Annotated in this window: 11 protein-coding genes and 2 riboswitches; of the genes, 3 read left to right on the forward strand and 8 right to left on the reverse strand. The window is 29.3% G+C overall.

The features are described 5' to 3' along the window. Positions 1-7: 7 nt before the first annotated feature. The 6 genes from cobU to AYC61_RS06410 all read right to left on the reverse strand — a co-directional run bounded on the left by cobU (position 8) and on the right by AYC61_RS06410 (position 6,558). Complete coding sequence (gene cobU, locus AYC61_RS06385; RefSeq protein ID WP_066498350.1) at positions 8-565, reverse strand: bifunctional adenosylcobinamide kinase/adenosylcobinamide-phosphate guanylyltransferase; 558 nt, start codon at positions 563-565, stop codon at positions 8-10. Beyond that, positions 534-1,610 (reverse strand): threonine-phosphate decarboxylase CobD, encoded by a 1,077-nt coding sequence (gene cobD, locus AYC61_RS06390; protein WP_066498356.1) that lies wholly within the window; start codon positions 1,608-1,610, stop codon positions 534-536. The genes cobU and cobD overlap by 32 nt, the downstream gene beginning before the upstream one ends. A gap of 41 nt (positions 1,611-1,651) precedes the next feature. Next, complete coding sequence (gene cbiB, locus AYC61_RS06395; RefSeq protein WP_066498361.1) at positions 1,652-2,614, reverse strand: adenosylcobinamide-phosphate synthase CbiB; 963 nt, start codon at positions 2,612-2,614, stop codon at positions 1,652-1,654. A 1-nt stretch (position 2,615) separates the two neighbouring features. Beyond that, complete coding sequence (locus AYC61_RS06400) at positions 2,616-4,106, reverse strand: cobyric acid synthase (protein ID WP_066498365.1); 1,491 nt, start codon at positions 4,104-4,106, stop codon at positions 2,616-2,618. A gap of 162 nt (positions 4,107-4,268) precedes the next feature. Beyond that, positions 4,269-4,455, reverse strand: a riboswitch (cobalamin riboswitch). 201 nt (positions 4,456-4,656) lie between these two features. Then, positions 4,657-5,262 (reverse strand): hypothetical protein, encoded by a 606-nt coding sequence (locus AYC61_RS06405; RefSeq protein WP_066498366.1) that lies wholly within the window; start codon positions 5,260-5,262, stop codon positions 4,657-4,659. Between the two features lie 246 nt (positions 5,263-5,508). Next, complete coding sequence (locus tag AYC61_RS06410; RefSeq protein WP_066498367.1) at positions 5,509-6,558, reverse strand: D-alanyl-D-alanine carboxypeptidase family protein; 1,050 nt, start codon at positions 6,556-6,558, stop codon at positions 5,509-5,511. Between the two features lie 664 nt (positions 6,559-7,222). Then, positions 7,223-7,323, forward strand: a riboswitch (SAM riboswitch). 178 nt (positions 7,324-7,501) lie between these two features. On the opposite strand from AYC61_RS06410, the gene AYC61_RS06415 reads away from it, so the two are divergent. Genes AYC61_RS06415 through AYC61_RS06425 form a run of 3 tightly spaced genes read left to right on the forward strand, consistent with a single transcriptional unit; the run spans position 7,502 to position 9,980 of the window. Next, positions 7,502-8,515, forward strand: coding sequence for a methionine ABC transporter ATP-binding protein (locus AYC61_RS06415; protein WP_066498368.1), 1,014 nt, complete (start codon positions 7,502-7,504; stop codon positions 8,513-8,515). Then, a complete protein-coding gene (locus AYC61_RS06420) occupies positions 8,508-9,161 on the forward strand; it encodes a methionine ABC transporter permease (protein ID WP_066498369.1) in 654 nt (217 codons plus the stop codon). The genes AYC61_RS06415 and AYC61_RS06420 overlap by 8 nt, the downstream gene beginning before the upstream one ends. A gap of 12 nt (positions 9,162-9,173) precedes the next feature. Further along, complete coding sequence (locus AYC61_RS06425) at positions 9,174-9,980, forward strand: MetQ/NlpA family ABC transporter substrate-binding protein (RefSeq protein WP_066498375.1); 807 nt, start codon at positions 9,174-9,176, stop codon at positions 9,978-9,980. A gap of 438 nt (positions 9,981-10,418) precedes the next feature. On the opposite strand, the gene AYC61_RS06430 is transcribed toward AYC61_RS06425, so the two are convergent. Together AYC61_RS06430 and splB are read right to left on the reverse strand one after the other, a co-directional pair. Next, positions 10,419-10,889 (reverse strand): HAD family hydrolase, encoded by a 471-nt coding sequence (locus AYC61_RS06430; protein WP_066498386.1) that lies wholly within the window; start codon positions 10,887-10,889, stop codon positions 10,419-10,421. Positions 10,890-11,356: 467 nt separating this feature from the next. After that, entirely contained in the window at positions 11,357-12,376 is a 1,020-nt protein-coding gene (gene splB, locus AYC61_RS06435; protein WP_066498389.1) for a spore photoproduct lyase, read from the reverse strand. Between the last annotated feature and the right edge of the window lie 302 nt (positions 12,377-12,678).

Genomic DNA, 12,678 nt, shown 5'->3' on the forward strand with positions numbered 1-12,678 from the left:
AATTACCTCACTTAATTTTTAATGGTATTCCTGATACTGTTAAAAAAACATCATCTGCAATACTTGCTATATATTGATTTACTCTACCTGCAATGTCTCTAAAAATTCTTCCCATTCTATATGCCGGTACAATACCCATACCAAGCTCATTTGTTACAATTATAATACTCTTGTCATATGACCTTAAAGTATCTATTAATTCATTTACTTCTTTAAATATATCTTCTTCTAAAGAGTCAATTTGTGCCATAGAGCAATTATCAAAATCAAGACCACTATCTAATAATAAATTAGAGACTAAAACAGTCATGCAATCGAGTAATAACAAGTCAGCTTCTTGAAATTCTGGCATAGCTTTCATACTTGAAAACTCTTTGTATCTTTCTATGGTACTCCAATAGCTTGGTCTTGATGCCTTATGCTTCTTTATTCTATCCTTCATACCATCATCAAACGGTATAGCTGTTGCAATATATGTAACTTTTTTATTTGATTCTCTAGCTAAGCGTTCTGCATAAGTACTCTTTCCGCTTCTAGCTCCACCTGTCACAAGTGTTATGTTCATCTATTTCACCCCTTGCTGTTTCTTTTAAAGCACATATCAATTTCTCATTGTCCTCATGCTTTTTTAAAGCCAATCTAAAGAATGTATTGTCTAAACCCGAGAAATCCTCGCAGGTTCTTATGTATATACCTTTTTTTAATAATTTGTCTTTTAATAGCTCTGCATTTGATTCTTTAACCTTACAAAGATGAAAATTTGTTGAGCTCTTGTAAACTTTTATTGCTTCAAGCTCTTTTAAATTATCATATACATATTCTTTTTCTGCTTTATACCAATCAAGAGTCTTATTAATATACTCTTGATTTTCCAATAAAACGGGTACTGATATTAATGACAGATAATTCACGCTCCAAGGTTCTTTATATTCATTCATTTTTGCTATTATATTTTTATTGCTTACGCCAAAACCTAATCTCAATCCCGGAACTGCAAAAAATTTAGTCATTGATCTGAGTATAAATAAAGGATATGATGACACATATTTAATCAAAGATTCTTTATTAGAAAATTCTATGAACGATTCATCTACAAATAATATACTGTTTATTTCTTTTACAGCTTCTAGTATTTCATTCATTTTACAAATATCATGATATGTACCTGTTGGGTTATTTGGATTGCATATAACTACTACATCCGGCTTAAGTTCATGCATATAATTTATTAACTCTTTCACATCTAATTCAAATTTGTCCGTATTTAATATATACTCATAAATCTTAGAGCCAATTAATTTAAATGCTCTCTTATATTCATTAAATGTAGGCTGAATTACAAGCACTTTTTTAGGTTTTAATGCTCTAGCAAACAGGTAAATAAGGTCTATTGCACCATTTCCTAATACTAACTCATCATTTTTTAGATTATAGTGATTAGCGATATACTCAATAGTAGATTTTCCATCTATCTCAGGATATTTATGAATTTGCTTTATGCCATCTACTATAGTCTGCTCGAGTTTTTTGGAAACTCCTAATGGGTTAATGTTAACACTAAAATCAATTACATCTTGTTTTGCTCCGTAATATCCACCATGTTTATTCATATGATTTACTCCTTCGTTGTACTGATTTCTACTAAACCTAGTTAATTAGACATATAAAACGCTATTATTGTTACAAGGATTATCAAAGCCTGAGAGCTGTACATTATTTTTACTGCTGATTTTATATCTTCTATATCAATATTTCTGTTTTTATCACCTATAGTAGGTTTGTAGAGTTTTTGTCCAAAATATGTGTTTGTCCCTCCAAGCTGTATGTTTAATAATCCCGCTGCTACTGCTTCTGGGTATCCACAATTTGGACTTTTATGATTTCTTCTGTCTCTTATTAAGATTTTGAATCCATTTGATAAATCGTATTTAAAAAATAAACCACCTAATAACATAAATACTGAACCAATCCTAGCTGGTATATAATTGAGTACATCATCAAACTTAGCAGAGGCACAACCTATCTCTGTATATGGCTGTTGAATATATCCAACCATTGAATCTAGTGTATTTACTGTTTTGTATATATAAACCAACTGCACAGGAAACCCTATCAGAAAACCTATTATAATATAGAACATTGGTGCTAACACACCATCTATAGTGTTTTCTGCTACTGTTTCTACTGTTCCACGAGTTATTTCTTCTTCATTTAGTTCCTTTGTATCTCTACCTACTAAATAAGATAACTGTACTCTTGCCTTTTGTATATCTTTGCTTTTTAAAACTCGATAAACCTTCAGCGCTTCTTCATGTAAACATCTTGAAGCTAGTGAAGTATAGATAAAATATATAATCAATACTGTTTTTACATAATGATGTATATAGCCTGCTAAACCTAGTATTATGCTTAGTATGCTGACAACAATCAGTACACTTAGTATTAATAATATAAATCCACCTGTTTTTAATGATATAATATTTTGTTTTCTTATTTTTTTCTCAAGATAACTTATCAATTTACCTACATATATTATTGGATGAGGCCAAGAAACAGGATCCCCTAAAATGAAATCTAAAAATATGGCTATCAAAAAAACAATTAATTTTTCCATATTATAACCCCATGATTTCCTTAACCTTAGCAATATCTAAGTTTTCCCTGATTAAATCAGCTAGTTTATCATATTCTCTATTTTTATAATCATTATAGCTGATATCATTTTCTTTTAGCTCTAGCCCCTTCTTCTCCATTAGATGCTTTATAATGGCTTTTCTAAACTCATCATTTTCAAAAATACCATGTAGGTATGTTCCAACAACATTACCTTTTTTATTAACAGCACCGTCATTTCTGCCATCTTCTAGTGTTATAAATGGCTTAGTATCTGAGGATAAAGTTGTTTGACCCATGTGTATTTCATATCCACATACATTAGTATCTTTGATATCCTTACACATCTCTAGTTCTTCATTAATAATGCCTGATATCTGTTTAGTTTCTTTAGTTGCAGTTATTATTGTATTTGTATTTAATAATCCAAGACCATTAATTTTATTTGTATTAGATTCAATACTATCTGGATCAGTTATCGTTTGTCCTAATATTTGATAACCGCCGCAAATCCCTATAACAGGTATACCTTTTCTATGTAATTTGTATATAATCCTATCGAATCCAGTGTCATATAAATATCTCATATCTTTTATGGTATTCTTGCTGCCAGGTATTATCAATAAATCTATATTTTCAAAATCATCAGAGTTCAATATATATTTTACATTTATGCCGTGCTCTAATTCCAAAGGCGTAAAATCACTAAAATTTGATATATAAGGGAGCTTTATTACTCCTATATTTATATCTCCTTTCCCTTTGTCTCTAAATCTTTCTGTAACACTATCTTCATCATCAATGTTTAAATCTATATAAGGTATTACTCCTAAGCAAGGTTTATTTATCTTTTCCTCCAGCATTCTAACTCCAGGCATCAAGATGTCAACATTTCCTCTGAATTTATTGATTACAAAACCTTTAACTCTTTCCTGTTCTTCTTTACTTAAAAGCATTAATGTTCCATAAATTGATGCGAACACTCCTCCTCTGTCTATATCTCCTATTAATAAAACAGGAGCATCAACCATCTCTGCCATTCCCATATTAACAATGTCATTGTCTCTTAAATTGATTTCTGCTGGACTACCCGCACCCTCTATTACTATTAAGTCAAATTTTTCATCTAAATTGTTATATGCATCTAATACACATTTTTTTAGTTCTGGCTTCTTTTTATAATAATCAAAGGCTTTCACATTTCCATGTACTTCCCCATTTATTATAACTTGACTTCCTACATCACTTGTAGGTTTTAGTAAAATAGGATTCATATCAACAGTAGGCTCTATACCTGCTGCTTCTGCCTGTACTACTTGAGCTCTTCCCATTTCTTTTCCGTCCTTAGTCACAAATGAATTTAAAGCCATATTTTGAGATTTAAATGGTGCAGTTTTATAACCATCTTGTACTAAAACTCTACACAAACCTGCTGTCAAAATACTCTTTCCAACTGAAGAACCTGTACCTTGAAACATAATATTTTTAGCCATTATATCCACTCCAATTTAATATATTGTCTAGTCATGTTTTAATAATAAACGATATTCTATACACTTGTTTTCTTTATGAAAAAATCTGGATTTTCTGCTTTAAAAAAACACATAAAGCTAATATGTGTTATAAAAATCAACACACTTCCCACCGAAGTAGTTGTAGCTTTAATATTAAAGGCAGGTTTCCTGGCTTATAGATCATCTTACTTTCTTACCTTCCCAACAAGGCTGTTAGTGGTGTAAAGATTTCATCCCTATTTACAGTAGCGGGGGCTGCAGAGGCTTTCAACCTCTTTCCCTCTTAGCTTAATAATAAGTAATAAGCACCTTTAATTTTATTTAGTTTTACTGATTGTATACAATATCTATTAACTATTATATCATTTTATTTCTCAATCTCAATAGATTTTTGATTTGCGCACTGTTGTCTATTTATATGTTAAGGTAATAATTAAGAATTTTAACATACTAACACTACATTTATTAGAACAAGAGAAAATACTAAAATGTATTTTACTAAAGTATTTTCTAGTATTTCTCATATGTTTTATAGTTGTTTATATATTTTTAATACATTGTTGTTTAGAAAATAATCATGCATACCTTTTATCCATGTATAGTCATAATTTTTTTCTTTGTACATATTACTTAGTTTTGATATTTTAGTATCTATATCATAAAAATTTATTAAATTACTAATATTATAGACTATTACATTTTTATCTTCATAAACTATATAATCTATAAGCTGTTTATTCTTATAGTATTTATCTTCAATTTTTATAAAATGATTTTTTTCTGAAATTTCTTTTTTATAAAAACCTTGAAGATACAAAACAGGAAAAAATGTCGTATCAATACCATTATCCGTATAGTTAATTCCAATAGTTGTCATATTTTTAATAGTATAAGGTGGATCAATTGTTACAAAATCTATTTTTTCAGTTAAGTGATATTTTGAAAATGTGGGGACATACGAAAAATTCGGATCAACAAATTCTTTATCAACATTCATATTTATTTGTAAATTAAGTTGCTCTACATTGTATCCATCAACAACTATTTTTTCTGGCTCTTCTCTATTAAATATTATAGCTATACTTATTACTAGCATTAAAGTTATGAGTAATCCCATTTTAACTTTTTTATTCATTTTTCCTCCTAATTTAAATTGATTTAACATTCTTATATTAATTTACAACTTATATTATATCATTATTTTGTAATATTGTAATTTTTTTCTTTATTTTTACATTAAAAAAAGGTCTATTCAAAACCTTTTTTTCTATATTATTTATTGGTATATATACAGTTTGTTATGTACTTACAAAATATAAATTTAACCTTGATTATTCATATAACTTTGAATAGTGTGCCGTATAATTTTGAATTACTGGGTTTAATTAAACAATCCATATTTTAATAATTTTTGTGCATCTGAAAATACATCATCTTCTGTGCTTCCTAGTATTACAGCTAGTACATTTTTGTCTCCTTCTTTCGCAGTTGCTATTAAACAATAACCCGATTCATCTGTATGTCCAGTTTTAAAGCCTGTAGCTTCTTTCATGTACCACTTACTATCTTCTTGAATCAACATATTTGTATTAATCCAGTCTCTAAATTTAGCATCACGTTTATTAAATTGTTTCCAATCTTTTATTACAAGTTTATCTGTTTTAACAACATTACATAAAAATTCGTTTTTCATAGCTTCTAATGTAATCATTGCAAGGTCTTTTGCTGTTGTGTAGTGATTATCGTCATGATAGCCATCTACGGTTACAAAATGTGAATTTTCAGCTCCAAGCTTTTCAGCCTTTTTGTTCATAAGCTCTAGAAATTTCTCTATCGCCAAATCTATATCCATTGAGTTGTCATTATATGCTGCTCTTGCTGCATTTACTGCTAAAACTTGTGCTGCATCATTACCTGAAGGAAGCATTAGTGCATATAATAATTTTTCTATACTTATCTTTTCACTATAATCAAGTCCAGCTCTACTTGAATTAAATCCTATCCTATTTGCTTCATCTCCTACGGTAACTACTTTATCTAATGGTAAATAATCTAGTGCTGTTATTACTGTTAATACTTTTGTAGTACTTGCAGGAAACATTTTTTCTTCATGCGCTTTATGGAACAATATTTGTTTAGTATCTATATTCATCAGCAATGCACTTTTAGCTGTAATATCTATATCAGGATTAGGAAATATATCAAAACTATTTAAATGTTCAAATAATAAATTTATTTTCTTTTCACTATTAATAGCATCTTCAACTTTAACATTATTTTTTTCACTGCTTATATCTTCTACAGCACTTGTCTTATTATTCTCAAAATAATCTAATTTATAAATACTTATTATACAAACAATAAGCAAAAAAAATAAACCTATTCTTCTCCTTCGCATTCTCATCTTTTTCTTACGCGTATTTCTTCTCATTGTAATCTTCCTTTCAAATTTTGTCTAAACCCAGATTATTCATAGAAAATTATGAGCAGTGAACCCAAATCTAGATTTGGTGTGAATCGCTTATTCCTATGAAGAAACTGAATAGGAGATTCATTAATAACATCTTTCTGATTATAACAAGGTGCAAGATGTTCCCTACCTCTATAGGTGGCGGGTATCGATTATATTTAACAGTCAGTGTGCAATATTGCGCCTCGTTAAAATGGTGTGTTGCAATTACTACGTAATTGCTTCCATTGTTATAAGATGTCCATTAAATTCTCGACATACCAACTCGGTATGCCTTCAAATTCACTGAAAAATGTGATTGCTTTAGAAGCATAACTAATAATATTGTTTATTTGTTTTTTAAAAACATTTTAATATGATACTCAGACTCATTCTTCCTCTGAGTAAGCGATTCACTCTAAATTAAAATTTAGGTTCTCTGCTTAATTTTACAGCACATTATTCAAAGTTATATAAATAATCAGGGTTAAATATAGTATACATAATAAATCTAAAGAAAGAAATAAGAAAAAGTAAAGAAAAAATAAATTTTGTATTATATTTCTATATTTCAAAAAAATATCTTGACATTTAAATTTTATAAGTCTATAATTAACAGCATAACAATTGAATATAAACAAAAATTTCCTTATTAAGAGTGGTGGAGGGACTGGCCCTGTGAAACCCAGCAACCTATACATTATGTATTTGGTGCTAAATCCTGCGAATAATATCGAGAGATGAGGGAGGTAAAGTTTTGTATATTAACCTCTTTCATTATGAAAGAGGTTTTTTTAGTTTCATATACTTATGAAATAAATTGTATAAAAATTAATTTAAGTTGTTTTCATAGAAAACAGAACTTTTTCGTAACAATATGAGTTCAACAATGTAACGTATTAAATTATTAAAGGGGTTGAAATAAATGATAAGTATAGAAAATTTGACCAAAGAATTTTCTAACAGCTCTAATTCTACTGTTGCTGTTGATAACATTAATTTAGAGATAAATGAAAATGAAATATTTGGAATTATTGGTCTTAGTGGTGCGGGTAAATCAACTCTAATTAGAATGTTAAATAGACTTGAAGAACCTACACAAGGTAGTGTAATTATTAAAGACAGAGATATAACAAAGTTAAACAAAAAAGAACTTAACAAAATAAGAAAAAAAATAGGTATGATATTTCAACATTTTAATCTGCTTAAATCAAGAACAGTTTCGAAGAACATTGCTTTCCCTCTTGAAATAGCAGGACACAATAAAGCTGAGATTAATAATCGTGTTACTGAACTATTAAAACTCGTTGAATTAGGAGATAAAGCAAATAGTTATCCTAGTGAGCTAAGCGGTGGACAAAAACAAAGAGTTGCTATTGCTAGAGCTTTAGCAAATAAGCCTGATATTCTACTATGTGATGAAGCTACCTCAGCTCTGGACCCTAAGACAACTAAATCAATACTTAAATTATTAAAAAACATACAAAATAAACTTGGTCTTACTGTAGTTTTGATAACTCATCAAATGGAAGTCATTAAGGATGTTTGTGATAGAGTTGCAATCATTGAAGCAGGGAAAATTATCGAGCTGGACACAGTAAAACAAGTTTTTAGTAACCCAAAAACTGAAACTGCAAAAGCTTTTTTGTCACATATTAAAAAGACAGAAATTGATGATATTGATATTCCTAAGATTCCCGGTTCTAAGGTTATAAAACTCAATTTTGTTGGTAAAACATCAAAACAACCTATTATATGCAAAATGATTAGGTCTTTTGATATAAGCCTAAATATACTATCCGGAAATATACATGAATTATTATCTACTAGTTTAGGGACTTTATTAATTCAAATTTCAGGTAATGATGATGAAGTTGAAAAAGCTCTTGCTTGGTTAAAAAGTAAAGATATCAGATTGGATGTGATTTGGAATGGATAATTTTATTAATCTTGTACTGCCATCTTTATGGGAAACAATTTATATGGTCTTATTTTCAAGTCTTTTCGCACTTTTATTAGGTTTTCCTTTAGGTATACTTCTAGTAATAAGTGAAAAGGATGGTATTTGGGAACAACCATTATTAAATTCTATATTAAGTTTTATTATTAACATTTGCAGGTCTTTTCCTTTTATTATATTGATGATCTTGGTATTTCCACTATCGAGGATTGTCGTAGGAACGACTATAGGTACTACTGCAAGTATTGTTCCTTTGGCTATTTCAGCAGCCCCTTTTGTTGCCAGAATAGTTGAAACATCATTAAAAGAAATTGATAAAGGAATTATAGAAGCTTCACTTGCTATGGGTTGTACTGTTAAGCAAATAATATTTAAAGTTTTAATACCAGAGGCTATGCCATCTTTAGTTTTAGGTATAACTTTAACTATTATTAGCATAATAGGCTATTCTGCTATGGCTGGTGCTATTGGAGGAGGTGGTCTTGGAGATTTAGCACTAAGATATGGATATCAAAGGTTTCAAACTGACATAATGGTTGAATCTGTTGTACTTATAATTATTCTAGTTCAAGGTATTCAAGCAATAGGCAATAAAATTGAAAACATAATATCAAATAGAAGATAGGAGGATTTAAAAATGAAAAAAATAATTATTTCTATATTATCATTAATACTTGTTGCATCTGTAGTTTTTACAGGTTGCAGTAAGAAAGAAACTGACGAAAATGTTATAAAAATAGGTGCTAGTCCTGTACCACATAGTGAGCTTCTTAATTTAATAAAAGATGATTTAAAGGCTGATGGAATAGAGCTTGAAATAATAGAATTCAATGATTACATCAAACCAAACCTAGCTTTAGCAGATAGTGAAATAGACGCTAACTTCTTTCAGCACATTCCTTATTTAAATGATTTTGCTAAAGAACATGAGCTTGATATAACTTACCTTTGTGGAGTACACATTGAGCCACTAGGTATTTATTCAAAGAAAATCAAGTCTATTGACAATTTAGAAAAAGGCAGTACTATTGCATTACCAAATGACACTGTAAATCAAGGTAGAGCTTTTATATTACTTGAGAATAATGGATTAATCAAATTAAAGGAAGATGCAGGTTTAACTGCAACTGAATTTGATGTAATCGAAAATCCATATGAACTTAAATTCAAACCTTTAGAAGCTGCTCAAATACCAAGAATTTTGCCTGATGTAGATATTGCTGTAATTAACGGTAATTTTGCTCTAGCATCAAATCTCATCCCTACTAAAGATGCTTTAGTATTAGAAGATAAGGAGTCACCTTATGTTAATATAGTTGCTATTAGAAAAGGTGAAGAAAACAAAGAGAAATTTGTAAAGCTTAGGAAACACTTACAATCTGATAAGGTTAAAAAGTATATTGAAGAAAACTATAATGGTGGAGTAGTCCCTGCATTTAAGTAGAGAACCCAAATCTACGATTTGGTGTGAATCACTTACTCCTAGGAACGTAGTGAGTAGTGAGTTTCATTAATTAGAACCCAAATCTACGATTTTGAGCAGGGAACTAAAATCTATGATTTTATGTGAGTCGCTTACTCCTATGAATATAATGAATAGGAGGTACAACTTACACTTACTCCTAGGAACGTAGTGAGTAGTGAGTTACATTAATTAGAACCCAAATCTATGATTTTATGTGAGTCGCTTACTCCTGAGTAGAGAACAGAAATCTGAGATTTCTTCTGAATCACTTACTCCTAGTAATGAAGTGAGTAGTGAGTTTCATATTAGAGAACTGAGTATGAGTTTTACTAATTTATATAACTTACTTATAAGACAGTAACAGATAACTATCTCAGACGAATAACATAAGTCTGAGATAGTTCTTTTTTATCTCTTTTACCCTCTTAATGTTGCTATTAACCTATTAGTATGTATAAATAACTCAATACATCTATTAATATCATTAATTACAATATCGCTATTAGACATAGCCTGAACGTTACATCCTTCATTTGATGATATACAGATACTTAGCTCTGCGTGTTTTAACATTAATCTGTCATTATAGCCATTTCCTATTGCTATGCATTTAGATGTGCCTAATTCCTTTATTGTCTTAAGCTTATCTTGAGCACCATTTTCTTTAGATATTATCTTTAATTCTACATTGCATCCCTCTAAATTTTTTCTGGCATTACCGTTAGTATCCGCTGTTAGTACATATAGTTTCACCTTTTCACTTAGCTTGTTAAGCAAGCTTTTGGTATGTTCTTCTACAATGCCGTCAAAACCTAAAGTACCGTTATAATCAAATATTATGTATTCAATATCTAATTTTTTATATGATGGAATATCAATATTTATCATTATGCTCCTCCATAACACTATATTTATTCATTGTAATTATAACATAATGATTGCTTTTAAAAATAAAAAGGTAGATAAATATAAAAAAACACTTTCATTATCTAGTTTTAATACAGGATCTATAAACTATTTGTTGTAATTCTTGAAAATATGATATAGTCAAGCTTTGTAGGTCATATAGCAGCTCTTTACTTCTTTGATTCAGCGATATAAGCGATTTTTCTAACTCGGAGAAGGGCGTTATTTTTTTATATTTATAAGGTTAAAAACGCCCTTCAATGTCATGCACGAAAAATCTCTTACCCGCTTCTATATATTTTTTGGTATTTTCTTAAGGGTCAAGCTTTGTAAGCTGTTATTAAAAAGTATGGCTTCAACTCAAAAATATTGAGTTACACTACCCTCATCGGTTTACCCTAGCTATTTACAATTTTTTCGAACTCTATTTCAAAAGTAGAACTTTCTTTTTATATAATATAATCAATCTCAGCTCCAGAAAATAGCGATAATATATTCTCCTGAAAAAATTCTTTCATCTCATTTAATTGTTCTTTTGGATAAACATATTTCCCATATCCGAATTGACCATACTTGAATTTCCTGTCTTCTTCATCCATTGGCAAAGAGGTAGTAGGAAAAACTTTTAATATTTGCTTTTTTGCTGATGCTGTGAATCTGTGGGATATTACTTCAAAATGTATTGTGTTGTCACTAAACTTGCCTAACTCTTCTTTTGTATCTTTTAATAACTTTAAATAAGCTTCTTTCCAATTTTCATATAAAATTACTGGACCTATTATAAAACCCATGTGGTATCCTGCTGTTATTATTTTTTTTGAAGCCTTTATTCTTTCTTCTGCTGATGATGTTGCGTGTTCATATTTTTTAATTACATCTTGTGTATTTAAACTAAATCTAATTGTTGTATGTCCTTTATGGTCTATTTCTAAATAATCCTCAATTTGAGGAAATTTTGTTACGAATCTTAGTCTCCCATGCTCTTCGTTTGCAAAAAACTCAATTGCTTTTTTTAATGATTTTGAATAATAATCTAACGGTATTGGATCTGAAGTAGCTGCTGCTTCAAATAGTGTTACTTCATTACCACGTTCTTTTATGTATCCTTTCGCTGTTTCTAATATCTCATCTACATTTGCATATATCGTATTATAAGGCTTATTTCCAAATCGTGTATTGAGATAACAATATTCACATTTACCAGCACACCCTGAAAACAAAGGTAACTGATAATGCGCTGAAGGTTTACAGGTTTGAAATTCACCTTTTTTTCTTACTCTTATAGCTATACTATTTTTCCCTTCTACAAAGCTTTCAGCTGGTGTTTTACCTGGTATACCAGTAACTTTGTTATTTTTTAAAATCTTCACATCAGTTTTTTCTTTACTAAAAAAATCATATAGTCTTTTACCCATTTCATAATTTAATGCTTTTTCTTCTATAAATATTCTCTTAGGTTTATAAATCATAATTGTTCTCCTACTATTTTTATTTATTTTTTGCTTTTTTACAAAAAAATACTCACAAAATAATAAATACTTTGCAAGTATATTTCTAACACATATTATTATCCCTGATTATTCATATAACTTTGAATAATATGCTGTAAGTTTCTGAATTATGAGCAGAGAACCTAAATTTTAATTTAGTGTGAATCGCTTATTCAGACGTAGTCTGAGGTACATCTAAGTTAACATTCGAAGGCATACTGAGTTGGAATGCCTGCCATTTAATGGACATATTCTATTCAGAAAGATACTTATTAATGAAT

The sequence above is a fragment of the Abyssisolibacter fermentans genome (assembly GCF_001559865.1).
Classification (GTDB): Bacteria; Bacillota; Clostridia; order Tissierellales; family MCWD3; genus Abyssisolibacter; species Abyssisolibacter fermentans.

Excerpts from the sequence above, each read along its gene's own strand:
- cobU (WP_066498350.1), bottom strand. The coding sequence starts at position 565 with ATGAACATAACACTTGTGACAGGTGGAGCTAGAAGCGGAAAGAGTACT.
- cobD (WP_066498356.1), bottom strand. The coding sequence starts at position 1,610 with ATGAATAAACATGGTGGATATTACGGAGCAAAACAAGATGTAATTGAT.
- cbiB (WP_066498361.1), bottom strand. The coding sequence starts at position 2,614 with ATGGAAAAATTAATTGTTTTTTTGATAGCCATATTTTTAGATTTCATT.
- AYC61_RS06400 (WP_066498365.1), bottom strand. The coding sequence starts at position 4,106 with ATGGCTAAAAATATTATGTTTCAAGGTACAGGTTCTTCAGTTGGAAAG.
- AYC61_RS06405 (WP_066498366.1), bottom strand. The coding sequence starts at position 5,262 with ATGAATAAAAAAGTTAAAATGGGATTACTCATAACTTTAATGCTAGTA.
- AYC61_RS06410 (WP_066498367.1), bottom strand. The coding sequence starts at position 6,558 with ATGAGAAGAAATACGCGTAAGAAAAAGATGAGAATGCGAAGGAGAAGA.
- AYC61_RS06415 (WP_066498368.1), top strand. The coding sequence starts at position 7,502 with ATGATAAGTATAGAAAATTTGACCAAAGAATTTTCTAACAGCTCTAAT.
- AYC61_RS06420 (WP_066498369.1), top strand. The coding sequence starts at position 8,508 with ATGGATAATTTTATTAATCTTGTACTGCCATCTTTATGGGAAACAATT.
- AYC61_RS06425 (WP_066498375.1), top strand. The coding sequence starts at position 9,174 with ATGAAAAAAATAATTATTTCTATATTATCATTAATACTTGTTGCATCT.
- AYC61_RS06430 (WP_066498386.1), bottom strand. The coding sequence starts at position 10,889 with ATGATAAATATTGATATTCCATCATATAAAAAATTAGATATTGAATAC.
- splB (WP_066498389.1), bottom strand. The coding sequence starts at position 12,376 with ATGATTTATAAACCTAAGAGAATATTTATAGAAGAAAAAGCATTAAAT.